The sequence below is a fragment of the Myxococcales bacterium genome (genome assembly GCA_016712525.1).
GTDB lineage: Bacteria > Myxococcota_A > Polyangia > Polyangiales > Polyangiaceae > JAAFHV01.
In genome coordinates this window covers 771,765-794,231 of record JADJQX010000008.1, presented here as the reverse complement: position 1 = coordinate 794,231, position 22,467 = coordinate 771,765, and the positions used below count along the sequence as shown (strand labels likewise).

19 protein-coding genes and 2 pseudogenes are annotated in these 22,467 nt (G+C 69.6%); 14 read left to right on the top strand and 7 right to left on the bottom strand.

Translation table 11 applies throughout. The features are described from left to right. Nucleotides 1-40 precede the first annotated feature (40 nt). The 4 genes from IPK71_32880 (at nucleotide 41) to IPK71_32865 (ending at nucleotide 3,618) form a co-directional block, all read left to right on the top strand. Nucleotides 41-2,134: a carbon starvation protein A gene (locus IPK71_32880; GenBank protein MBK8218551.1), complete on the top strand. Its 2,094-nt coding sequence runs from the start codon at nucleotides 41-43 to the stop codon at nucleotides 2,132-2,134. Then, complete coding sequence (locus IPK71_32875; protein MBK8218550.1) at nucleotides 2,131-2,418, top strand: hypothetical protein; 288 nt, start codon at nucleotides 2,131-2,133, stop codon at nucleotides 2,416-2,418. Before IPK71_32880 ends, IPK71_32875 begins: the two co-directional genes overlap by 4 nt. Before the next feature lie 98 nt (nucleotides 2,419-2,516). Further along, entirely contained in the window at nucleotides 2,517-2,681 is a 165-nt protein-coding gene (locus IPK71_32870; protein MBK8218549.1) for a hypothetical protein, read from the top strand. Between the two features lie 217 nt (nucleotides 2,682-2,898). Beyond that, nucleotides 2,899-3,618: a hypothetical protein gene (locus IPK71_32865; protein MBK8218548.1), complete on the top strand. Its 720-nt coding sequence runs from the start codon at nucleotides 2,899-2,901 to the stop codon at nucleotides 3,616-3,618. Between the two features lie 634 nt (nucleotides 3,619-4,252). Here IPK71_32865 and IPK71_32860 read toward each other — a convergent pair. Beyond that, nucleotides 4,253-5,389, bottom strand: coding sequence for a hypothetical protein (locus IPK71_32860; GenBank protein MBK8218547.1), 1,137 nt, complete (start codon nucleotides 5,387-5,389; stop codon nucleotides 4,253-4,255). Between the two features lie 302 nt (nucleotides 5,390-5,691). Continuing rightward, nucleotides 5,692-6,306, bottom strand: a complete 615-nt coding sequence (locus IPK71_32855; protein ID MBK8218546.1) for a sigma-70 family RNA polymerase sigma factor — start codon at nucleotides 6,304-6,306, stop codon at nucleotides 5,692-5,694. Between the two features lie 341 nt (nucleotides 6,307-6,647). Between IPK71_32855 and IPK71_32850 the strand changes: the two genes are divergently transcribed. From IPK71_32850 to IPK71_32835, 4 genes and pseudogenes are all read left to right on the top strand, one after another. Next, the gene (locus tag IPK71_32850) at nucleotides 6,648-7,928 is read left to right on the top strand and encodes an efflux RND transporter periplasmic adaptor subunit (protein MBK8218545.1); all 1,281 of its coding nucleotides are present in this window, start codon (nucleotides 6,648-6,650) and stop codon (nucleotides 7,926-7,928) included. Next, nucleotides 7,928-8,671, top strand: a pseudogene (locus IPK71_32845) (ABC transporter ATP-binding protein). Before IPK71_32850 ends, IPK71_32845 begins: the two are co-directional and overlap by 1 nt. Nucleotides 8,672-9,202: 531 nt before the next feature. Next, nucleotides 9,203-10,426 carry an ABC transporter permease gene (locus IPK71_32840; protein ID MBK8218544.1) on the top strand — a complete coding sequence of 408 codons (1,224 nt, stop codon included), beginning with the start codon at nucleotides 9,203-9,205 and terminating at the stop codon, nucleotides 10,424-10,426. Further along, nucleotides 10,426-11,650: pseudogene (locus IPK71_32835) on the top strand (ABC transporter permease). The gene IPK71_32840 and the pseudogene IPK71_32835 overlap by 1 nt, the downstream one beginning before the upstream one ends. Before the next feature lie 71 nt (nucleotides 11,651-11,721). Here IPK71_32835 and IPK71_32830 read toward each other — a convergent pair. After that, entirely contained in the window at nucleotides 11,722-12,681 is a 960-nt protein-coding gene (locus IPK71_32830) for an SRPBCC domain-containing protein (protein MBK8218543.1), read from the bottom strand. Between the two features lie 235 nt (nucleotides 12,682-12,916). On the opposite strand from IPK71_32830, the gene IPK71_32825 reads away from it, so the two are divergent. From IPK71_32825 to IPK71_32805, 5 genes are all read left to right on the top strand, one after another. Continuing rightward, on the top strand, nucleotides 12,917-14,476 hold the full coding sequence (locus IPK71_32825) for a YifB family Mg chelatase-like AAA ATPase (GenBank protein MBK8218542.1): 1,560 nt from the start codon (nucleotides 12,917-12,919) through the stop codon (nucleotides 14,474-14,476). Between the two features lie 130 nt (nucleotides 14,477-14,606). After that, a complete protein-coding gene (gene recA, locus IPK71_32820; GenBank protein MBK8218541.1) occupies nucleotides 14,607-15,632 on the top strand; it encodes a recombinase RecA in 1,026 nt (341 codons plus the stop codon). 239 nt (nucleotides 15,633-15,871) lie between these two features. Beyond that, entirely contained in the window at nucleotides 15,872-16,471 is a 600-nt protein-coding gene (locus IPK71_32815) for a hypothetical protein (GenBank protein ID MBK8218540.1), read from the top strand. Nucleotides 16,472-16,597: 126 nt separating this feature from the next. Beyond that, nucleotides 16,598-16,858 carry a DUF4258 domain-containing protein gene (locus tag IPK71_32810; protein MBK8218539.1) on the top strand — a complete coding sequence of 87 codons (261 nt, stop codon included), beginning with the start codon at nucleotides 16,598-16,600 and terminating at the stop codon, nucleotides 16,856-16,858. 14 nt (nucleotides 16,859-16,872) lie between these two features. After that, on the top strand, nucleotides 16,873-17,304 hold the full coding sequence (locus tag IPK71_32805; GenBank protein ID MBK8218538.1) for a type II toxin-antitoxin system MqsA family antitoxin: 432 nt from the start codon (nucleotides 16,873-16,875) through the stop codon (nucleotides 17,302-17,304). Nucleotides 17,305-17,378: 74 nt separating this feature from the next. Here IPK71_32805 and IPK71_32800 read toward each other — a convergent pair whose 3' ends face one another. The 4 genes from IPK71_32800 to IPK71_32785 all read right to left on the bottom strand — a co-directional run bounded on the left by IPK71_32800 (nucleotide 17,379) and on the right by IPK71_32785 (nucleotide 21,137). Next, nucleotides 17,379-18,557, bottom strand: a complete 1,179-nt coding sequence (locus IPK71_32800) for an MBL fold metallo-hydrolase (GenBank protein ID MBK8218537.1) — start codon at nucleotides 18,555-18,557, stop codon at nucleotides 17,379-17,381. A gap of 104 nt (nucleotides 18,558-18,661) precedes the next feature. Further along, entirely contained in the window at nucleotides 18,662-19,138 is a 477-nt protein-coding gene (locus tag IPK71_32795) for a DUF4188 domain-containing protein (protein ID MBK8218536.1), read from the bottom strand. 43 nt (nucleotides 19,139-19,181) lie between these two features. After that, entirely contained in the window at nucleotides 19,182-19,769 is a 588-nt protein-coding gene (locus tag IPK71_32790) for a TetR/AcrR family transcriptional regulator (protein MBK8218535.1), read from the bottom strand. A gap of 57 nt (nucleotides 19,770-19,826) precedes the next feature. Further along, a complete protein-coding gene (locus tag IPK71_32785) occupies nucleotides 19,827-21,137 on the bottom strand; it encodes a hypothetical protein (protein ID MBK8218534.1) in 1,311 nt (436 codons plus the stop codon). Between the two features lie 220 nt (nucleotides 21,138-21,357). On the opposite strand from IPK71_32785, the gene IPK71_32780 reads away from it, so the two are divergent. After that, nucleotides 21,358-22,338 (top strand): Gfo/Idh/MocA family oxidoreductase, encoded by a 981-nt coding sequence (locus IPK71_32780; protein MBK8218533.1) that lies wholly within the window; start codon nucleotides 21,358-21,360, stop codon nucleotides 22,336-22,338. The last annotated feature ends 129 nt before the right edge of the window (nucleotides 22,339-22,467 follow it).

Genomic DNA, 22,467 nt, shown 5'->3' with positions numbered 1-22,467 from the left:
AGAGACAGGCGCGGCTCAAGGGTGGTAAACCCTCTTTCCGATGCACGCGGCCACGTTCATGCTCGGGGCGCTCGCCGTCCTCGCGATCGCCTACCGGTACTACTCGGCGTTCCTCGCGGCGAAGGTGCTCTGCCTCGACGATACGCGGGAGACACCGGCCCACGAGAAGAACGACGGCCAGAACTTCCACCCGACGAACCGCGTGGTCTTGTTCGGGCACCATTTCGCGGCCATCACCGGCGCGGGCCCGCTCATCGGTCCCGTGCTCGCGGCGCAGTTCGGGTTCCTCCCCGGGTTCGTGTGGATCCTCGTCGGCGTGTGCACCGCCGGGGCCGTCCACGACTTCGTCATCTTGGTGTCCTCGGTCCGGAGGGGAGGGCGGTCGCTCGCCGAGATCGCGCGCGAGGAGCTCGGGCCGGGCCTCGGCCTCGTCGCCGCGTTCGCCATCCTGTTCATCGTCGTCATCGCGCTCGCGGGCCTCGGCAACGTGGTCGTCGCGGCGCTCGCCGAGAGCGCGTGGGGCGTCTTCACGGTCTCGTCGTCGATCCCGATCGCGCTCGCGATGGGGCTCTACATCTACAAGGTGAGAAAAGGTACGAACCGAGGCATTCGCGAGGCGTCGATCTTCGGCGTCGTGCTCCTCGTGGGCGCGCTCGTGCTCGGCAAGTCCGCGAGCGACTCGTCCTTCGCCGAGCACCTCAAGCTCTCGAAGACCGCGCTCACGCTCGGCATGGCCACGTACGGTTTCGTGGCGAGCGTGCTGCCCGTGTGGATGCTGCTCTGCCCGCGAGACTACCTCTCGAGCTACCTCAAGATCGGCACCATCGCGCTGCTCGTCGTGGGCGTCGTCGTGGTGAACCCGCGCATCGAGATGCCCGCCGTGACCGAGGCCGTGCACGGCGGCGGCCCGGTCGTGAAGGGCCCGCTTTTTCCCTTCATTTTCATCACGATCGCGTGCGGCGCGATCAGCGGCTTCCACGCGCTCGTCGCCAGCGGCACCACGCCCAAGATGGTCGACAAGGAGCGCGACTGCCGGCCCATCGCCTACGGCGCCATGCTCATGGAGGGGCTCGTCGGCATCACGGCGCTCATCGCCGCGTGCGCGATGCCCCAAGAAGACTACGTGGCCATCAACACCGACCCTTCGGTCGCGATCGTCGCGAGCGCGTCGACGGGCGGCACGGGCCTCGCGAGGTCACGCGAGTCCCTCGCGGCGGCTACGGCGTCGTTCGGCAAGAAAGACTGGCAGCTCCTCGGCAGCGCCGATGGCGCGCCCATCCCCATCGAGGCCCTCGCGGCGAAGAAGGTGCCCGCGTCGAAGGCGCTCGCCCTTTCGAACCGCGCGCTCGCGAGCCTCGGCTACGGCGTCGACCCGAAGGACCCTCGCGCCACGTCCCTCGAGGACGCCGATTTCGCGCGCCTCGGGCTCACCGTAAAAGATCTCCCTCGGCTCTCGCGCGAGGCCGACGAGGTGGTCGCGGCTCGCACGGGCGGCGCCGTGTCCCTCGCCGTGGGCATGGCGCGGGTCTTCTCGGGCCTGCCCGGGATGGGAAAGCTCCTTTCCTATTGGTACCACTTCGCGATCATGTTCGAGGCGCTCTTCGTGCTCACGACGATCGACACGGGCACGCGCATCGGGCGCTTCCTGATGCAGGAGATGATAGGCCGCGTGTCGCCCAAGCTCGGCGCGTCGACGAGCGTGGCCGGCGGAGTGCTCGCCACCTCGATCATCGTGGGCGGATGGACGTACTTCATCCTCACGGGCAACATCCAGACGCTCTGGCCCATGTTCGGCGTCGCGAACCAGCTCCTCGCGTGCACCGCGCTCGCCGTGGCGACCACCATCCTGCTGCGCGAGGCGAAGAAGCGTGTGTACGCGCTCGTCACGTTCGTCCCCCTCCTCTTCGTGGGGACGACCACGCTCGCCGCGGGCGTCGAGAGCATCCGCAAGCTCTACGTGCCCATGCTGGCGAGCCCGGAGCTCCACGGGCGCGCTCTCGTGAACATCGCGTTCACGGGCACGCTGCTCGTCTTCATCGTGGCGATCTTGGTCGGCAGCGCGCGCACCTGGGGCAAGATCCTCCGCGCCCACGGCGCGCCGCGTGAGGCCTCGGTCGAGGGCCCGCTCACGTGAACCCGCGCGCGTACGGCATCTTCCTGCTCGTGGCGCTGCTCGTCTTCGTGGTGGCGCACGCGGTCGTGGTCGTGCGGTGCGCCGTCGTGGCGCGCGCCCGAACGAACGTGCCCGACGCCGATCCGTACGGGGTCGCCAAGAAGCTCCGCGGGCCGTGGCTCGCGCTCCTCGTGGTCTTCCCGCCGCTCGCCCCGTACTACGCGTGGTCCCTCGGAGAAGGGTACTTCGCCGTGGCCTGGCTCGTGACCCTGGCGGTGTACGCGGTGGGCGTGGGCGTCGCGTGAGCGGTCCTGCCTTGACACGCTAGAAAGCCCCTACTAAGTACCCGCCTCCCTGACCTCCCGGCCCAGCCGAACGGTCACGCACCCCGGAAGAGGACATCATGGTTTCGTCGACCCAGCAGTTCGAGCGGATTCGCAAGCGCAAGGCCACCACCAACGGCAAGCGGAACAAGCGTGAGCGCCGCGCCAACGGCACCCCCGTGTTCGCGATCCACCCGGCCGGCTACGACGCCAAGGCCGCGGACGCGAAGCCCTCGAAGGCCTGATCTAGGCTGCCGAAAAAGGCAACGGATTCCGTACGTTACGGGTAGCTTGGACGGGGTCCGGGGTGCCCGTATCGTCGTTTCGAAGGGCCGGTGGCTCCGTTCGTCGGCGTGACCGTGTCGACACGCCGGAGGCGCGAAGCGAGGGTGACGAACGCGGGGCCAAGGGCCGTTCTGCGCGCCGTATCACGCCGGCACGGCCCTCGCTCTGGGCCTCGAGATGCGGTGCAAGCAGCGTGGGGACGTTCGGCTTCGGGGGCTCTTGGCCGGGCTCCTGGTTGGAGGGCTCGTCCTCCCCCGGGTGGCCCACGCCGATCCGGGGCTTCGCCTGGGGCTCGGGCTCATGTTCGCGGCCTCGATCCCGGACGGTCCCTCCAAATCAGCCCTGGGGGCGCCGTGGTACTTGCGTGGCGAGGTGAGGGGGATCTCGCGCGTCGACCCGGTCGGCACCGTGGGCGATCGGCCGGCGCGCGGGCACGTGGCCCTCTACGACTCGTTTTTCCTCGAAGCGGGCATCGGGGCCATCTGCACGAAACACGACTGCGCGAGCCTCGGCGACGTGCACCTCCGCGGCGTGGGAGGCTACGAGCTGCTCGGCGGCTACCGCAGCCCCGAGGTGTCGTTCTTCGTCGGGCCGAGGGTGAGCTGGGAGGGGTGGATCACGGCCCATCACGCGCTAGGCAGCATGAGCGTGCCGCTCGTCGTGCGGCTCGACCACGCCGTGCGGGACACTCACAGGCGCGTGTTCTCGGCCTGGGGTTCCCCGATGGGCCCGTTTCGTTCGTACGGCGGTCAGTGGGAGGAGCCGATCGCCCGAGGTCTCTCCGTCGTGACGCAGGTGTCCTTCGCGCGCGCGGTCATCGGACCATGGAAGGACGACTCCGACGGCGCCCTCGGCGTGACGGCGAGCGTCGGGGTACGTGTAGGTTCCCCGTTTTGAGGAGGGCTCGCCTCGTTGGGGCTCTCCCGTGCCCGTGCCCGTGCCCGAGGTAGGGACGCACAGGGTGGCAGAACGGACGTCGTCGCACGTCTCCCTCCGATCTCGCCCGTGCCCGTGCCCGTGCCCGTGCCCGTGCCCGAGGTAGGGACGCACCTGGTTTCACGCAGAGTCGCAGAGCGGACGCCACGTCGTTCGTCCCGTGCCCGTGCCCGTGCCCGTGCCCGAGGTAGGGACGCACCTGGTTTCACGCAGGGTCGCAGAGCGGACGTCGTCGCGCGTCCCTCCATCTCGCCCGTGCCCGTGCCCGAAAAAGGGACGCACCTCGTCCGCGCAGAGCGACCCACGTTCGTCACAGCCCGCAGGCGCCGGGCACGGGCACGGGCACGGGCACGGGGAGAGCGTCCGGCGACCCATGTTCGTCACGGCCCGCAGGCGCCGGGCACGGGCACGGGGAGAGCGTCCGGCGACCCACGTTCGTCACGGCCCGCAGGCGCCGGGCACGGGCACGGGCACGGGCACGGGCACGCGGGAGAGGAGAGCTCGCGCGAGAGCTGCGTATCCCGTCGAGGCTACAAAATGGCCACGGGGCACGAGGGAAGACCTCGCGCCCCGCGGGCCCGAGCCGGGGTTCGGCTCAGTGACGGATGGTGACCGGCGCGGAGTAGCTCGCCTCGGCGAACGGGGCGACCTTGGCCTTGGAGAGCGCGGCCTTGATGCAGCCCTCGGCGGGCTTGCCGACCGCACCACCGGAGACGCTGACCGAGGTCACGTTGCCGGCCGACGCGAAGGTGACCGTGGCGCGCGAGATAGGATCGTCGGGACCGACGCAGGCGCGAGCCCCACCGAGGACGGCCCCGAGCGCGCCCGTGATGGCGCCCTGCGAGGGCTTCTGCGGGACGCTGCCCGCGGCGAACTGGGGGCCCGTGGGCTTGTCGCCCGACTCGCCCGAACCGGCGCCGGGACCCGCGGCCTGGCGCATGGCGGCGCCGAGGTCGTTCGTGCCACCTGCGGAGGCGGGCAGGTCCTTGGCTTCGACCTTCTTCTCTTCTTTGGCCTCGGGCTTGTCCTTCGAGGTGTCGACCTTGGCGACGGCCGCGCCGGCCTTCGCCGCGACGACCGTCTTCGGGGCGCCGTTCGCGGGGGCGGCGGTCTCGACCTTGGTGTCCTCGGGCTTGGTCTCGGCTTTGGGAGCCTCGACGGGCTTGGCTTCGACCTTGGGGGCCTCGGCGGCCGGCGGCGTGGCCATGGCCGTGGGGGCCTCGGCGGGCTTCTTCATGGCGAAGAACGCACCCGCTGCGATGGCCGCGGCCGCGAAGAGCGCGCCGATGGCGATGACCTTGCCGTTGCCTTTGTTCTCTTCGGGCTTCGACGCCACCGCCATGACCGCGGGGGCAGGCGCCGGAGTCGACGGGGCTGCGGCGGCCGCGACGGACGGACCCGAGAGGGGTGCGTCGGCCGAGGGGGCCTCGGAGATGACGGCGGGGGGCGCCGAGAGCGGGGCCTTCGCCGAAGCGGGCGCGGGCACCGACGCGGGCGCAGCGACGGCCGAGGGGGGCGCGCTCGGCGCGGGCGCGGCGACCGCGGGCTCGGGCTTCGAGGGCGGGCCTGCGAGGGCCGAGAAGTCGACGAGGCCGGAGTCTTCGCCGGCGCGCGACGAGGACGGGCTCGACAGCGGGCCGACGTCGAACTTGATGGAGGACGGCGGAGAGCTCTGCGCGAGCTTCGCGAGGTCTTGAAGGCTGCGGCGGTCTCGCTCACGATCTGACGACATCGACATCGACTCCTCCGACTTTCCACGTGCCCTGCTCGATGCAGGCGCTGCGCTCGTCGTGCTGTTCGCCGCGACCGAGGCGGCAGTGTTATGACTCTCTTCTGGCGTCTGTCCAACGGGACTTCCGAAAATATTTCCGTCGTCGATGGACGCAAGGGACGTTCCGCGCTCGCCCTTCGCGATTCGGGCCATGACGGCCTCGGCGGAGGCCTCGAGCTCGGCCTCGGGGCGGGGTGCGTTCGGCCACGCGGCGAGGGCCGCGTCGAGCCAGTCGTTCGACGTACGGGAGGAAGAAGGATCGCTCATTTTTGCGCTCCGCGGAGGGCCTCGGGGCCGAAACCCCGCGACTCCATGAACTCTTTGAGCTTGCGACGCGCCTCGTGGACGCGCCACGCGATGGTGCCCTCGGGTGCGCCGAGGATCGTGGCGGCGTCCTCGTGGGAGACGCCGTCGATGCAGACGAGGACGAGCGTGGTGCGCAGCGTCTCGGAGAGTGCGTCGATGCCTTCGCAGAGCGCCGCGTACTGCTCGCGCTCGGCGCTGCGGCTCTGCGGGTCGTGGCCGGCAGGCCCGTCGCTCGCGAGGCCCTCGAGGCGGGCGTCGTCGTCGTCCCCCGAGATGCGCGACGACTTGCGCGACCGGATCGCGTTGAGCGAGAGGTTCACGGCGATGCGGTAAATCCAGGTGTAGGGCTCGCTCCGCCCGTCGAACCGCTCGATGGCCCCGTAGGCCCGGAGGAACGCCTCTTGGGCGATATCCTCGGCGAGCGCCCGGTCGCGCACCATGTGCACGGCGAGCCGGTGGATGCGGGGCTGGTGGCGCCGGACGAGCTCACCGAACGCTTTTTGGTCGCCGGTCTTGGTGCGTTCGACGAGGTCGCGGTCCGTGGGCGTAGGCGAGAGCGGCTTGGGTTCCATCGCGACGGGGGGGGCACGCCGGGTGGTGGCCGTCGGGCCGGGCCGGCCGTCGGTGCTGGGCGGCCACGGCTCGTCCGAGGCGAGAACCGACGAGCAGGCTGGGGACCATACCGCTTCCACGAGGGCTTTGACAGAAAGTGGGCCGGAAGCTTTGGCCCCGGCGGACGTTTCCATCGGAGGCGGCCTCTCCACGCCCCCGTGACGACTACGTAAAGTTCCGTAACTCATCGGAAATGTGGCGTCGTTCGGCAGGGTGGCGCTTTCGTGCCCCACGACCTATGGTCCTCCGCGCGACGCGTCGCTCCCGGCCGTCGCCGCTCGATTCCGAAAGGTGAAGCTCGATGTCTGCGCAAACCACCCCTCGAACCTCGGCCACGACCGACGAGCTCCGGCGGGCCCTCTCCGCGGAGGAAGGCGGGAGGGTGTGGGTGCGTAGGCTCGCGCTCGTGCTCGGGCTCGTCGCGCTCGTCGCCGGTGGTGTGGTCGTGCGGGCCAAGAACAAGCCGCCGCCCGCCGCGCGGTACCTCTCGGCCGAGGTCGGTCGAGGCGACGTGAGCGAGAAGGTGCAAGCGACGGGTGCCGTCCAACCGCTCCTCCAGGTGAACGTGGGCGCGCAGGCGAACGGTCGTGTCACGCGCGTGCTCGTCGACTTCAACACGGTGGTGAAGAAGGGGGATCTGCTCGCCGAGATCGACCCGACCGTGTTCGACGCGCAGGTCAGCCAGACCCAAGCGAACCTGCTCGCGCAGCGCGCCCAGAACGAGAGCGCCAAGGCGAACTTGGCGGCCACGAAGGCCAACTTCGAGCGCATCGAGAAGCTCTTCAAAGAGAACCTCGCCTCGCGGGGCGAGCTCGACGCGGCGCGCGGCCAGTACGAGGTCGCGCAGGCTCAGGTGTCGGCCACCTCGGCGCAGGCGTCGGCCATCCAGGCGCAGCTCACGCAGGCCTCGACGAACAAGAGCTTCACGAAGATCTACTCGCCGGTCGACGGCGTGGTCATCTCGCGCACGATCGATCCCGGGTCCACCGTGGTCGCGTCGTTCCAGGCGCCGGTGCTCTTCGTCATCGCCCAAGATCTCCGCAAAATGCGCGTGCTCGCGGACGTGGACGAGGCCGACGTGGGCAAGCTCCGCGAGGCCATGGAAGTCGAGGCCGTGGTCGACGCCTTCCCCGGAGAGATCTTCCACGGCACGGTGCAGCAGGTGCGCTACTCGCCGAACAACGTGCAGGGCGTCGTCACGTACTCGGCCGTCGTCGAGGTGCAGAACCCCGAAGAGAAGCTCAGGCCGGGCATGACCGCCACGGTCACCGTAAAGACCAAAGAAGCGAAGAACGTGCTTCGTGTCCCGAACGCGGCGCTGCGCTTCAAGCCCTCGCCGCCCCTCGGCCCCAACGGGAAGCCCGTTCCCCAAGCGCCGCTCCCGCCGCTCCCCAAGGGGCAGGGGCGTGTGCACGTGCTCCTGTCCGAGCAGCCCGGCGACGAAAAAGAAGAGGTCCGCGTCGTCGGCATCGGCATCACCGACGGCATCCACACCGAGGTCACGGGGCTCTCCGAGGGCGCCAAGGTCGTGACGGACGAGGGCGAGACCGACGACAAGAAGAAGAAGGGCAAGCCCTTCTGATGAGCGCGCTCCCGTCGGAGGTAGCCCCGGCCGCGCCCGCGAAAGGCCCTCCTCTTCCGAGCGAGGGAGAAGGCGAGCACGCGCTCATCGTGCTCCGCGGCGTCGCCAAGGACTACGAGTCGGGCGAGAGCGTGGTGCACGCGCTCCGTGACATCGACCTCACGTTCGAGCAGGGCGAGTTCGTCGCCATCGTGGGCACGAGCGGCTCGGGCAAGTCGACGCTCATGAACATCTTGGGGTGCCTCGACAGGCCCACGCGCGGCACCTACGCGCTCGCCGGGATCGACGTGGGCGGGCGCACGAACGACGGTCGCGCGATCGTACGTAACCGTTTGATCGGGTTCATCTTTCAGGGGTTCAACCTGCTCCCTCGGACGAGCGCCCTCGAGAACGTGGAGCTGCCCCTCCAATACCGCGGCGTCGGCCGAGCGGCGCGCCGCGCCCGCGCCGAGAAGGCCCTCGCCCAGGTGGGCCTGCAAGACCGCATGGGCCACACGCCGAACCAGCTCTCGGGTGGTCAACAGCAGCGCGTGGCGATCGCGCGGGCGCTCGTGACCGATCCTCCGCTCCTCCTCGCCGACGAGCCCACGGGCAACCTCGACACACGCACGAGCCTCGAGGTGCTCGCGCTCCTCCAGAAGCTCAATCGCGAACAAGGCATCACCATCGCGCTCGTCACGCACGAGCACGACATCGCGGCGTGCGCCTCGCGGGTCATCACGTTCCGCGACGGCCGCATGGTGAGCGACGTGCGCCAAGACACCCCGCTCGACGCGCAGGCCGAGCTCCTCAAGCTGCCCCCCGCCGACGCCAAAGGCAAACCCGACGCCGAGGCCGACGCGCCCGGGCGCGAGCGCAAAGGGGCGCCGATCACCGTGGGCTACGTCGTGGTCGCGCACGTCGCGGCCTTCGCGGGGCAGCTCCTCGGCCGGGCGTACGACACCTTCGTGCTCGAGCGCGACGTGCGCTTCGTACCTCTCGTGTTCGGCGTGGTCGCGGCGTCGTACGTGGCGGCCGTCCGCGCCAAGAGCGTGTACGGCCACCCGCTCACGCGCGACCAACGGGGGCGATTTTCCCTCTATTTCGCCGCGTCGATGGCGGTGCTCTTCGGGCTAGGGGCGCTCGCGAAGGTGCCCGAGCCGCTCGAGGCGGCCCTGCGCGCCGGGGCTCCGTTCCTCGCGCTCCGCGTGACGGGCCTCGCGTGCCTCGGGATGCTCGTCGTGTCGGCCGTGACGTTCGGCCTCGTCACCCTCTTCTCTCCCAGGCGCTGAGGCATGCTCGGGCTCCTCACGAACGCCATTCGCCTCGCGCTCACGGCGATCGTGCGCCAGAAGACGCGCTCGGCGCTGACGGTGCTCGGCATCCTCATCGGCGTGGCCGCGGTCGTCACCGTCACGGCCCTGGCCGACGGCGCGGCCGCCAAGGTGGGCGGCGAGATCTCGGGGTTCGCGTCGAACGGGCTCTTCATCAACCCCCAGCCGGTGCAGCAGTCGGGCGCGCGCTCGAAGGCGACGGGGCGCCTCACCGAGGGGGACGCCAAGGCCATCGCGCGCGAGGCGGTGAGCGTGGCGAACGTCGCGCCGTTCCTCTCGACGCCGGTGCAGATGGTGGTCGGCGATCGCAACGCGGCCACCCTCGCCGTGGGTACGACGCTCTCCTACTTTCCCATACGCAAGTACAAGGTCGCCAAGGGAGAGCCGTGGACCGAGTCCGACGAGCTCTTGAAGACGAAGGTGTGCGTCGTCGGCGCCACGGTGGCCGAGAAGCTCTTCGGGAACCAGGACCCGGTGGGCCGTATGGTGCGCATCGGGCGCTCGCCGTTTCGTATCGTCGGGGTGCTCGAGGCCCGCGGGACGTCCACCTTCGGCGACGACCAAGACGACCGCATCTTGATGCCCATTGGCAGCTACCGCGGGCGCATTCAGCGGACGAGCCCCGGCCGCGTCGACATGCTGCTCGCGAGCGCGACGAGCGAAGAGACCACCGACCGCGCCAAGGCCCAGGTCGAGAGCATCTTGCGACAGCGCCACCACGTAGGCGAGGGCGCCGAAGCCGACTTCGTGGTCAATACGCAGCGCGAGTTCCAGAAGGCGACGGAGGGCATCGCGACGGTGCTCTCGGCCCTCTTGCTCGGGGTCGCGGGCGTGTCTCTCGTCGTCGGCGGGATCGGGGTCATGAACATCATGCTCGTGTCGGTCGCCGAGCGGACGCGCGAGATCGGCATTCGGATGTCCATTGGCGCGCGAGAGGCCGATATCCTCGTCCAGTTCTTGGTCGAGGCCGTGGTGCTGAGCCTCATCGGCGGCGCGCTCGGGATCCTGGTCGGTGGAGGGTCGGTCGTCGGGCTCGGCCGCGCGCTGGGGTGGGATATCGCGCCCGGGGCGAATGCCATTTTCGTGGCCGTCGCGACGAGCGCGTTCATCGGTGTCGCCTTCGGATTCGTCCCCGCGCGGCGCGCCGCCCGCCTCGATCCGATCGAAGCCTTGAGGAGCGAGTGATGGGGGCGTTCTTCGTCGGAGTGCTGCTCGCGCTACGTGCCATTCGCCGCAACGGGCTCCGCGCGAGCCTCACCGTGCTCGGTATCCTCATCGGCGTGGCCGCGGTCGTCACCGTCACGGCGCTCGGGGCGGGGGCGCGCGAGTCGGTCGGATCGCAGATCGCGAGCCTCGGCTCGAACATGCTCATCATCATTCCCCAAGACTCGAACGCCTCGGGGGCGCGCTCGGCCACGGGCGCCCGCGCGAAGCTCACGGAGGACGACGGCCGGGCGATAGGCCGCGAGGCCGTGAGCGTCGCGGCGTACGCGCCGACCCTGCGCGCGCGCGGGCAGCTCGTCTACGTCGACAAGAACACCTCGACCCAGATCATCGGCTCGACGACCTCGTTTTTTGCCGTACGAAACTGGAACGTCGAGAAGGGTAGCCTTTGGACCGAATACGACGAGGCCGCCAAAACCAAAGTGATCGTCATCGGCAGCACCGTCAAAAAAGACCTCTTCGGCGAGCAAGACCCGGTGGGCCGGCAGGTGCGCATCGGCCGGTATGCGTACCGCGTGCTCGGCGTGCTCGAGTCCAAAGGAGAGGCCCCGTTCGGAGGGGATCAAGACAACATCGTGCTCATGCCCATCGCGAGCATGAGGGCGCGCATCTTGCGCACGCCGCCGGGCCAAGCCGGGATGATCCTCGCGAGCGCGACGTCGATCGACACGACCGACCGCGCCGTCGCCCAGGTGACCTCGATCCTGAAGCAAAGGCACAAGATCCCCGACGATCGTGAGCCCGATTTTGCCATTCGCACGCAAAAAGAGTTTCAGGCCATGCAGGACACGATCTACTCGCTCCTCACGGTGCTGCTCGTGTGCGTGGCCGCGATAAGCCTGGTCGTCGGCGGGATCGGCGTGATGAACATCATGCTCGTGAGCGTCACCGAGCGCACCCGCGAGATCGGCATTCGTATGGCCATCGGCGCGCGCGGGGGACATTCGCACGCAGTTCTTGGTCGAGGCCGTCGCCCTGTCGCTCATCGGCGGAATCCTCGGCACGGTGGCCGGGGGGCTCGCCATTTACGGGCTCTCGTCGGCGCTCGAGTGGAAGATGGGGATCAACGGCACGGCGCTCGCGCTGGCGCTCGGGACGAGCGGGCTCACGGGCGTCGTGTTCGGGTTCTTCCCGGCCCGTAGGGCTTCGCGGCTCGATCCGATCCACGCGCTCCGGCACGAGTGATCGGGCCGAAATGGCGCAGGGCGGAGCCCCGAAGGACACCGCCCTGACGACGAACGACGCCCGAGACGCCGTTACTTCTTCTTTTTGGCCTTGTCCTTCTTGCCCTTGGATTTTTCGGCCTTCTTGGGCTTTTCGGCTTTCTTGGGCTTTTCGGCTTTCTTGGGCTTTTCGGCTTTCTTGGCCTTCGCCGGGGCCGATTTGGCCGGAGCGGACTTGGGGGCGGGCTTGGCCGGAGCGGACTTGGGGGCGGGCTTGGCCGGAGCGGACTTGGGGGCGGGCTTGGCCGGGGCGGACTTGGAAGACTTGGCGGCCGGCTTCGCCGGGACGGCCTTGGGCGCGGGCTTCTGCGGGGCCGCCTTCGACGCGCTCTTCTCGGGCTTCGCGGGGGACTTTTCGGCCTTGCCGGGCGCGGGCGTGGCGCTCTTCTTGGGCTTCTCGGGCTTGCTCTCGGCCTTCACCTTGGGTGGGGGCATGCGGCCCACGTCGAGCTCGGACGCGCCGCGCGACGACGCCTTCACCTTGAGCTTCTTCTTCTTTTTCTTGGGCTTCGGCTCTTCTTCGGCCTCTTCGTCGTCCTCTTCCGTGTCGAGTGCGATGACCGCTTGGCTCGGCGGAGTGTTGGCGAGGAGCGTGACGAACTTCCCGAAGTAGTCGGTCATCGGGGCGAAGTACGCGTCGTGCCAGAAGGTGCGAAGCTTCTCGGCTTGGCCCTCGGGGAGCTCGGCGTGCATGACCGTGAGGCGCGTGCCGGCGCCGACCGTCTCGAAGAGCATCTCGAGGCGAGAGTCCGGCGCTCCCTTCGGGAAGTCGTCGTTCCGCCAGGACTGAAGGAGACGCCGCCCGAACTCGAGCGCCATCGTGCGCCCGGTGATGGCCCCGTCGCGCAGGCTGAACCTGCCGCCGATGTCGCCCTCGATTTTGGCGGGCGCACCCGTGAAGGCGGCGTGCTGAGCCGAGTCGAACCATGCCCTGAAGATCACCTGAGGCGTTGCCGCAAGGACCGTCGAGAGGCGGAGAGCTTCCTTCCCCATGGCGAGAGCATACTCAGACCGAGGCGAATGGGGCCAAAAAAGGGCCGCACGTGGGGCCCTCGGAGCGAAAAAAAGCGCCTCCTTTCCATGGGTTCGGGCTCCGAGGGTCCGCTCGGGCGCGACCTCCGAGTGGCCGGGGCCACCCCGAAAAGAGGCCCGGCCACCCTGACGTGGGAGAAAAACGTAATCATTTCAACGAATTTTGGCTGGCACGCGGCTCGCAAAAGGGTCCGTCATGCTGGCAACGGTCATGGGAGCTGTGCTCATCGGTCTCGACGCCCACCCGGTGCGGGTCGAGGTCCACGCGTCGCGCAACGTGCCCTCGTTCGAGCTCGTGGGGCTGGCCGAGGCCGCGGTGCGGGAGAGCCGGGTGCGGGTGAAGAGCGCCCTCGCCCAGGTGGGGGTCGACACGTCCGAGTGCCGCATCGTGGTGAACCTGGCGCCGGCCGACCTTCGAAAGTCCGGCAGCGCGTTCGACGTCGCCATCGCCGTGGCGACGATGGCGGCCCTTCGAGCGCTCCCGGCCGAGGTGGGAGGGAGTGTGCTCTTCTTGGGGGAGCTCTCGCTCGACGGGGGCATCCGGCCCGTGCGAGGTGTGCTCCCTCATTTGCTGGGTGCCCGCGCGCGCGGCGTGAAGGTGGCCGTCGTGCCTCGGGCGAACGAGCGGGAGGCGGGGCTCGTGCACGGCATCACGGTGCGCACGGCCGAGTCGCTCGGTGAGCTCGTCGCGGCCCTCCGCGGGGACATCGCGCTCCCTCGCGCACCGGAGACCGCGGTCGCCGACACGCGGGCCTCCGTGGCGCACGATCTCTCGGAGGTGAAGGGGCAAGCCGCCGCGAGGCGCGCGCTCGAGGTGGTCGCGGCCGGGGGGCACAACCTGCTCTTCGTGGGCCCGCCCGGCGCAGGGAAGACCATGCTCGCCCGGAGGCTCCCCGGGATCCTGCCGCAGCTCTCCCACGAAGAGGCCGTCGAGGTCACGGCGATCCACAGCTTGGCGTTGCCCTCGGGCCTCGAGCGCGTCGTCCACGAGCGGCCCTTTCGTGCGCCGCACCACACCGTGAGCGAGGTCGGGCTCGTCGGTGGCGGCGATTTTCCGCGCCCGGGCGAGGTGAGCCTCGCGCATCACGGTGTCCTCTTCCTCGACGAGCTCGCCGAGTTTCGCAGGGCCGCGCTCGAGGCGCTCCGTCAACCGCTCGAGGATGGGCACGTCACCGTGTCGCGCGCGCAGGCGAAGGCCACGTTCCCCGCGCGGCCCATCGTGGTCGGCGCGACGAACCCTTGCCCCTGCGGTCACCTCGGGGACGGCACGGACAGGTGCCGGTGCTCCCCGGAGCGGGTGCGGTCCTATCGCGCGCGCCTCTCGGGCCCGCTCCTCGATCGGCTCGACGTGCACGTCGTGCTGCCTCCCGTGTGCGTCGACGATCTGCGGCGCGGGGGAGGGGGCGAGGCGAGCCACGTGGTGCGGGAGCGCGTGGAGCGGGCGAGAAGTGTGCAGATCGCACGGTTTCGGGCGGGGGAGACCCTGAGCCCCACGAACGCGTCTCTCTCGATCGCGTGCCTCGAGCGCGTCGGGGCGCCCGACGACGCCGGGGCCCGCCTGCTCTCCGCGGCCATCTCGAAGCTGAACCTCTCGGCGCGCGCCTACGGCAAGGTCCTCCGGCTCGCGCGTACCGTGGCCGATCTCGACGGAAAGACGGGGGTGACCTCGTCGCACGTCGCCGAGGCCGTCGCGGCGCGGGCCCTCGATCGCGGCGCTCGGACCGACACGCCGAAGGTGGCCTCCGCCGCTCCATGACTCTCGGGGGCGCCGAAGGGGCGCCCACCGTTCCCCGATCTCGGCCCCGCGCGCGCGACGCGGGTGCCCGAGCCGTTCGCTCGCGCTCACGAAAAATCGAAACGATCCGAACACCTACGAGGCCAGCATGATGGAGCAAGTGGCAGAGAAGATGCGTGCGTTGAAGACGGTGGTCACGAGCGTGGAGAAGCAGTTCGGAAAGGGCTCGCTCATGGCCCTCGGGGACGACGCGGACGTCGAGCCCATCGGCACGATCTCGACGGGCTCGCTCGCGCTCGACCTCGCGACGGGCATCGGCGGGTACCCGCGCGGGAGGGTCGTCGAGGTGTACGGGCCCGAGTCGAGCGGCAAGACCACGCTCGCCCTCCACGCGATCGCCGAGGCGCAGCGCCAGGGCGGCGTGTGCGCCTTCATCGACGCGGAGCACGCCATCGACGTGCAATACGCGAAGGGGGTCGGGGTGGACGTCGAGCGCCTGCTCGTCTCCCAGCCCGACACGGGCGAACAGGCCCTCGAGATCACCGAGATGCTCGTGCGCTCGGGCGCGGTCGACCTCGTCGTGATCGACTCGGTCGCGGCGCTCACGCCGAAGGCCGAGCTCGAGGGCGACATGGGCGACTCGCACATGGGCCTCCAGGCGCGGCTCATGAGCCAGGCCCTGCGGAAGCTCACGGGCATCACCCACAGGACGGGCACGACGCTCTTCTTCATCAACCAGCTCCGGCAGAAGATCGGCGTCACCTTCGGGAGCCCGGAGACCACGACGGGCGGCAACGCGCTCAAGTTCTACGCGTCGATGCGCATGGACGTGCGGCGCATCGGCCAGGTCAAGGTCGGCGACGAGCTCGTGGGAGGTCGCACGCGCGTGAAGATCTGCAAGAACAAGTGCGCGCCGCCCTTCACCGAGGCCGAGTTCGAGATCCGGTTCGGCGAAGGGGTCGACAGCGCCGCCGAGCTCATCGATCTCGGCCTCACGCGGGGCCTGCTCGACAAGAGCGGCAACCACCTGTCGTTCGCGGGGACGACGCTCGGCAACGGGCGCGAGCGGTCGCGCGAGGCCGTGCTCGGGAACGCGGAGCTCGCGAGCACGCTGCGCCAGGCCATCGTCGCGACGGGCCCCGTGCGCCCCGGGCGGCGGACCGAAGCCGAAGCGTGACCTCCGCGCCGTGAGCGCGTGAGTCGCGCGCCCCGTTCGGGGCACGTGTCGCCCGCCCGAGCCGGCCTCGGTCGGGCGACGCGTCGCCGAAAATGCCATGGTGATCATGGGCTTACGTGGGTCCAGGTGGGCGCGCCGATCTTTTTTCGCGACGGCGCGCCCAACCCCCCGTCTCCAGGGTGCCGGGCGCACGGGGCGCACCGGCCGATGAGAAGCACCCCGCTGGAGCCCGACCGAAGATGAAGCTCGTTCGATTCGTTGCCGCCGCCTTCGTGATGTCCTTCGCCCTCCCGGCCCACGCCGAGTGGCAGAAGACCGAGTCGTACGAGTACTCGGCCAAGACGAGCCTCAAGATCGTGGACCCGGCCCACGCCAAGGTGTTCGTGACCCTCGGGAACGAGACGAAAGAAGAGTCGCTCCCGGCGATCTTCAACCTGCCCGACCACGACGCCTACGTGCCGGTGAAGATCGTGTCGGCCGACGGCGAGACGTGGACCGGCAAGGTCGAGGTGAAGGCGCACAAGCAGACCGTGGTGCACTTCGCCCACAAGGCCGCCGCGAAGGCCCCCGACGCTCCGGCGGCCCCCGCGCACAAGCTCATCGGCCGCCTCGAGAACGCGACGAACACCTGCCGCGTGGCCGACCGCGTCGACAAGTACGTGATCATGAAAGACGGCAAGGTCGTGCTCGAGACCGCGCTCGAGCCGAACCGTGCCCAGCACAACGTCGAGCTCGAGGCGGGCACCTACACGGTGCGCATCTTCCGGGCCGGCATCTTCGTGAAGTCGCTCGAGCTCGCCGTCCAGAAGGACGGCTGGGTGTTCCGCTACGGGTGCTGAAGCGCTGCGACGGAAGGGGCTCGCGCGCTCGGGACGCGGCGCACCGTGCCGTCGCCGGTCGACTCGAGGGTCCCCGTGAGCCTCGCCACGAGTTGACAAAATATCAAATAGGGATCATGGTGCTCTTTGAAGGCTGGGGACCTCGACCGAATCAAGCACGCCGCGAAGAACGGACACCTCACCTACGGGCGCCATGCCCTGGAACGCGCCAAACAGCGGAGTGTCAGTCGGGCCGACGTGATCCGCGCGATCGCCACGTCGACGGATCTGGAAGGCCAAGAGGATCGGAAGATCCGGCTGAAGGGTGGGGTGGACATCGACGGCGACCCTCTGGAGGTCGTGGTCGTCGAAATCCAGTCAGGCCTCTTCGTCGTCACGGTCCTTTGAGCTCGGGAGAAGACATGCGCTGCATCCACTGCCAGGCCGAGACCACCGCCGTCGTCGTGAAGGAGCACCGCGAGCGCATCGGAGACCGCGAGACCATCGACAAGATCACGTGGTCGTCGTGCGAGGCGTGCAAGCACGAGTGGATCACGGACGCGGCGTGGAAGGCGGCCGAGCTCCGCGCCGCGATGACCGTGCTCCGCGACTTGCCTTCGATCGACGGCAAGATCATGCGCTCCGTTCGAAAGATCCTCGGGCTCACGCAGCGAGAGCTCGCCGAAATGCTAGAGCTCGACAACGCGACGATCTCTCGGATGGAGAGCGGCGCGATGACGGTGCAGAGGACGACGCACCTCGCGCTGGACGCGCTCGTCGAGTGGGCGAAAGACGGGAGATCGCTGCGCATGCCGAGCGAGGCGCCGTCCGGAGCGCTTCGGGTGGTCGCCTAGTCGCCGATTTCGGGGATGGAAGCGCTCGCCACGGTGTGCCGAATGCGGGGCCAGAAGGACGGCTGGGTGTTCCGCTACGGGTGCTGAAGCGCGGCGACGGAAGGGGCTCGCGCGCTCGGGACGCGGCGCACCGTGCCGTCGCCGGTCGACTCGAGGGTGACGTCGCCGTCGCGCGCCGTGACCCACAGGTTTTCGCTCGTGGGCTCGTCGTGCCAGCTCGAAGGGTCGCTGCCCTTGCACTTTGCGCGGCCGTCGAACGCGCGCACCACGCCCCCGGGGTTGCCTCCCGTAGCCCGTGTGAGGCGCGCCACGGTGCTCGCGCGCGGGTGGCAGTACGTCGCGTTCGTACCCTCGTCGGGCCTGCCGGACGAGATCACCGCGTACGTCGGGCGCACCTTCGCGAGGAACGCGTCGGTCGTCGACGTGTCGCTCCCGTGGTGCCCGACCTGGAGCACCGTGACCGGGCCGGGGGCGAGCTCGGCCTCGAGCGGGGCCTCGGCGTCCCCCGTGAAGAGGAAGCTCGTCGCGCAGTGGTCGACGCGCAGCACGAGCGAACAATCGTTCGGGCTCGCGCGGCACGAACGAGGCCATTTTTGCGGCAAAATGGCCGACAATCGCACCGGTCCGGCCTCGGAGAGGGGCACGGCGGTCGCGCCCGGAGAGACCACCACGACCCTCACCCCGCGGGCCGTCGTCGCGGCGCGTGCGGCCTTCACCCCAGGCTCCCCCGTGTCCTCCCCGTTGTCGACGTAGAGGAACGTGCGGAACGTCGCGAGCACGTCGGGTACGCCGCCGAGGTGGTCGGAGTGCTGGTGCGTGACCCACAGCATGTCGAGGGGAGAGCCCCCGAGGTCGCGTTTGAGGCCTGCCATGACGCGCGCGTGCCAGGCGTCGCACGGGGCACACGCCGGGCGCTTCGGGCTCTCGCCGGTGTCGACGAGCACGTGCCTCCCGTCGGGCAGCGAGACGAGCGCCGCGAGCGCTTGGCCCGCGTCGTAGAAGGTGACCCGGAGCGGCGGAGCGGAAGCGCAGGCCTCGCGCGGCGCGGGGGGCACGAGGGGCGGCGTGGGTGGAGGTGGGAGGCTCGCCGCGCGCGGAGGCTCGACGGGCGCGCGCGCACCGGGCGACGCTTCGGGGGCCGCGCACGCGGCGAGGGCGAACGCGAGCGCGGACACGAACGCGAGCGGGTGCACGAACGCGGACGTGACCCGCGATGGGACGCCGGGGCGTCCGGAAGGGAGCGCGAGAGGCACACGCCGAGCGTAGACAGAACGGTGGCCGGGCGCACCTCGGAGCGTCGGCGCGCCCCACGAGGTCGTGAGCCGGGACGCCCTGGGGCCGCTCTCGTGAGGCTTTTTCAGGCCGCGATCGGCCTACCTGCGAGCCGACCCTTGGCCCGCGAGAGCTCTCCGCGCGCCTCGACGACCCCGAACGCACGCCCGAGCCCGAAGGGCGGCATCGCGACGTAGACGTTCTCGAACGTGCCTGGAGCGATCGTGTACGTCTCGTGCCAGATGCCCACGTCCCCGGAGCGGCCGGCCGAATAGAAGCCCTTCCAGGCCGGCATGTGAGCCCGCGCGTCGTCCTTCGCGAACGCGAGCAGGTGCTCGGTCGACTCCCAGTACGAGAGCATCAGCGTCGTCCTCCCGAAGAAGCTCTCGCCCCCGAGGAAGCCGAGCGATGGCGCGCGGCCGAGCTCCTCGAGCATGCGAGGCATCGCGGCCGCGACGGGCATCCACTTCCACGGCTTCCACCATGCGTTCACGCGCATGCCGATGAGGAAGACGACGAAGGAGCGGTCGGGGCGGGCGGTGACGCGGCGAAGATCGAGCATGGGGACCTCGTGTGAACGGTGTTAACTCGGAGGGCAAAAAAAATCATGGGCGGAGGCCGTCGACGAGGCGGCGCGTCGAGGCGCGGAAGATGCGCTGGAACGCGGCCTCGTCGCCGAACGGCGCGAGGTGGCCGGACAGGTGGAGCGCGAGGAGGCCGTGCACGTGCGCCCAGACGGTGACCGCGACCTCGGCGGGGTCGCCCGGGGCGATCGTCCCGTCGGTCATGCACTCGACCACGCGATCGACGAGGAGCTGGAACGACGGCGGGACGGGCGCCTCCCTCACGTCCCTCGGGGAGAGCAGCTCTCCCGGCTCGGTCATGAAGATCACGCGGTAGTCCCGCGGGCGCTCGAGGCCGAAGTGGAGGTACTCGTCGGCCATCGTGAGGAGGCGCTCGCGTGGCGTGGGGGCCGCGAGCGAGCGCACGAGGTACGCGGTGAAGACCCGAAACCCCTCGTCGCACACGGCCGCGAGCAGCGCCTCTTTGCCCTCGAAGTGCCGGTAGATGGCCGCCGCCGTCACGCCGGTGCGCCGCGCGACCTCGCGGAGCGAGAAATGGAGCGCCCCGACCTCGGCGTACACGTCCCTCGCGGCGGCGAGGATACGCTCTCGGGTCTCGGCGGGCGGCATGTAAACAGTGTTAACTCGCGGGGCCGGCGCGGTCAAGGCTCCCGGCCCGGGTCACCGTCAGATCCCGTAGAGCGCCCTCCGCACGAGGGCGCCCACCTTCGCGACGGGGCCGCGCCCGTGATCGCCGAGGGCCGGCACGGTCGACGCGTCCGGGAGCGTGGCGACGAGGTCGGGCTCGATGGTGCTCGCGGTCACCTTCCCGGTGCGCCGCTTCTCCTCGATGAGCGCGCACAAGGTACGCACGCCGCGGGTGGTGATGCGGGTCTCGAAGACCTCGCGCGCCTTCTCGCCTACCGCGCGCACGCCGGCCGGATCGGAGAGGAACCGCTCGAGCTGCGCGAGCACGTCCTCCGCGGTGTACGCGGGCAAGATGGGGAAGAGATCCTCGGCGGGGAAATCCGCGTCGTTCCGGTAGTGGATCATGGGCTTGCCCATCGCGATGCACTCGGTGATGGCGCCGCCGTAGAGGTACGAGTACCCGAGCTCCCCGCACGCGACGTCGGCGAGCGAGAGGCCGAGCAGCACCTCTTTGCGCGCCATGAGCGGGAACCAGCGGACCGCATGTCCGATGCCGAGGCGCTCGGCGAGCTCCCTCGCGCGGGCCACGTCCGGCCCGTACTCGAGGATGGCGAGGTTCGCGCGGACCTTCGGGTGCTTCTTCACGAACGAGGCGAACCCCTCGAGGAGCTTCTCCGTGCCCTTGTAGTTGACCGTCTTGTCGATCGCGATGCGGCTATGGTTGAAGACGAGCACGTCGGAGCGCTCGCGGAGCTCCTTGAAGTACGCGTAGTAGTTGCTGCGCGTCGCGTACTCGCCCACCTTCTCGGGTGAAAATTCCAGGCTGCACACGAGCGGGACGGCCGAAATCACGCGCTTTCCGCGGATCTGGAGCTTCGCGTAGAGGGCGTCGTCACGGGGGGACGCCATGCCGATGCACACGGCCGCCTCGCGGATCCCGCCGCGCTGATGCGGTGGCAACCCGAGCACGCTCTTCCAGGTGCTCGACGTCGGCATGCCGAGCCAGAACGGGAAGCTGATGATGTCGTCGCCGTACGCGAGGAAGACGTCGAGCGAGCGGCCGGCGCGGTGGAGGAGCGCGGGGGCCGTGCCCATCCCGATGAGGAAATCGTAGCCTTGGACGGCGTCGAGGATGGCGTCGCGCGGGGTCTGGGCGAACGTCTGCCACGTGCCGTAGGGGAGCTGCGTCGTGTAGCTCTGGTACTCGAGCGAGAAGCTGTCTTGTGACGGGTGGAAGTGCGCCGGCGTGTCGTCGAACAAGAAGAGGTGCGCATCGACCCCGGCGGCGCGCAGGTGCCGCGCCGTCGCGAAGAAGATGTTGTTCATGTTGCCGAGGAGGGCGACCTTCATCGTGGTGGCCGCGGTATGGCAAAGGAGGGGGCGCCCGTAAAGCCCACGTTGGGGTGACATCCCGGTGACCGCCGCTCTACCCCTCGAGGAGCGGCTGGTTTCGTGCCCGCGAATGCCGATGCCCCGCCGTGCACCCGAGGCGTTCAGTCGTTGACCCTCCCTGCCATCGTGGTAGCGAGGGCGCTTCCGCTCGGTGCGGCATCATGAAGAGAGGGCGTTCGTGATCAAGATCTGCGTCATCGGCATGGGAAACATGGGGCGGAACCACGCTCGCGTCCTCTCGGATCTCCCGGGGGCCGAGCTCGTGGGTGTGGCCGAGGCGCGTCCTCTCACGGGGAAGCTCCCGTCCGGCGTGAAGGCCTACACCGACTACAAGGTGATGCTCGACGAGCAAAAACCCGACGCGGTGGTCATCGCGGTGCCGACCGAGCTGCACATGCCGATCTCGGTGGACGCCATGCAGCGCGGCATCCACGTGCTCGTCGAGAAGCCCATCGCGCGGAACCTCGAAGAGGCCACGACGATGATCGAGACGGCCAAGAAGCACAAGGTCAAGCTCATGGTGGGCCACCTCGAGCGCTTCAACCCGGCCGTCGGCGAGATCAAGCGCTGCGTGGCCGCGGGCGAGCTCGGCACGGTGTTCCAGCTCTCGGCCCGGCGCATCAGCCCGTTCCCGCCCCGCATCCTCGACGTGGGCGTCATCCTCGACATCGCGACGCACGACATCGACGCGATGCACTTCATCACGGGCGGAGAGGTCACCCGCGCCGTCGCCGAGACGGCCCGAAAAGCCCACAAAACCCACGAGGACATGGTCTCCGCGCTGCTCCGCTTCTCCACGGGCGAGATCGGCGTCATCGACGTGCACTGGCTCTCGCCGCAGAAGATCCGGCAGCTCAGCGTGGTGGGCGAGGGCGGTATGGTCGTCGCCGATTACCTCTCGCAGGACGTGTTCTTCTACAAAAACGGCCGCGTGAACGAGAGCTGGACGCCCGCGTCGAACTTCTCCGGCGCCGTCGAGGGAGACATGGTGAAGACCTACATCCCCAAGGTCGAGCCGCTCCGCGTCGAGCACACGAAGTTCGTCGAGTGCATCCGCGACGACCAGACGCCCTACGTCACCGGCGAGGACGGCAAGGCGGCCCTCGGCGTGGCCCTCCGGCTCATCGAGTCGGGGACGCGCGGCGGCGTGAGCCTTTGAGCTTGCGTAACCTATCGAATTTGCCGTGAAAATTCGGGCGCTGCCCGGCCCACTTCGGGCGCGGAGGCGGCCGTTTTGCCTCGAAAAAAGCCCGGTGTCGCGCTAAGCCCGGGCCCATCCGAGAACCGA

Excerpts from the sequence above, each read along its gene's own strand:
- IPK71_32860 (MBK8218547.1), bottom strand. The coding sequence starts at position 5,389 with ATGTCGTCAGATCGTGAGCGAGACCGCCGCAGCCTTCAAGACCTCGCG.
- IPK71_32830 (MBK8218543.1), bottom strand. The coding sequence starts at position 12,681 with ATGGGGAAGGAAGCTCTCCGCCTCTCGACGGTCCTTGCGGCAACGCCT.
- IPK71_32825 (MBK8218542.1), top strand. The coding sequence starts at position 12,917 with ATGCTGGCAACGGTCATGGGAGCTGTGCTCATCGGTCTCGACGCCCAC.
- IPK71_32840 (MBK8218544.1), top strand. The coding sequence starts at position 9,203 with ATGCTCGGGCTCCTCACGAACGCCATTCGCCTCGCGCTCACGGCGATC.
- IPK71_32785 (MBK8218534.1), bottom strand. The coding sequence starts at position 21,137 with ATGAAGGTCGCCCTCCTCGGCAACATGAACAACATCTTCTTCGCGACG.
- IPK71_32865 (MBK8218548.1), top strand. The coding sequence starts at position 2,899 with ATGCGGTGCAAGCAGCGTGGGGACGTTCGGCTTCGGGGGCTCTTGGCC.
- IPK71_32870 (MBK8218549.1), top strand. The coding sequence starts at position 2,517 with ATGGTTTCGTCGACCCAGCAGTTCGAGCGGATTCGCAAGCGCAAGGCC.
- IPK71_32790 (MBK8218535.1), bottom strand. The coding sequence starts at position 19,769 with ATGCCGCCCGCCGAGACCCGAGAGCGTATCCTCGCCGCCGCGAGGGAC.
- IPK71_32880 (MBK8218551.1), top strand. The coding sequence starts at position 41 with ATGCACGCGGCCACGTTCATGCTCGGGGCGCTCGCCGTCCTCGCGATC.
- IPK71_32795 (MBK8218536.1), bottom strand. The coding sequence starts at position 19,138 with ATGCTCGATCTTCGCCGCGTCACCGCCCGCCCCGACCGCTCCTTCGTC.
- IPK71_32850 (MBK8218545.1), top strand. The coding sequence starts at position 6,648 with ATGTCTGCGCAAACCACCCCTCGAACCTCGGCCACGACCGACGAGCTC.
- recA (MBK8218541.1), top strand. The coding sequence starts at position 14,607 with ATGGAGCAAGTGGCAGAGAAGATGCGTGCGTTGAAGACGGTGGTCACG.
- IPK71_32805 (MBK8218538.1), top strand. The coding sequence starts at position 16,873 with ATGCGCTGCATCCACTGCCAGGCCGAGACCACCGCCGTCGTCGTGAAG.
- IPK71_32815 (MBK8218540.1), top strand. The coding sequence starts at position 15,872 with ATGAAGCTCGTTCGATTCGTTGCCGCCGCCTTCGTGATGTCCTTCGCC.
- IPK71_32855 (MBK8218546.1), bottom strand. The coding sequence starts at position 6,306 with ATGGAACCCAAGCCGCTCTCGCCTACGCCCACGGACCGCGACCTCGTC.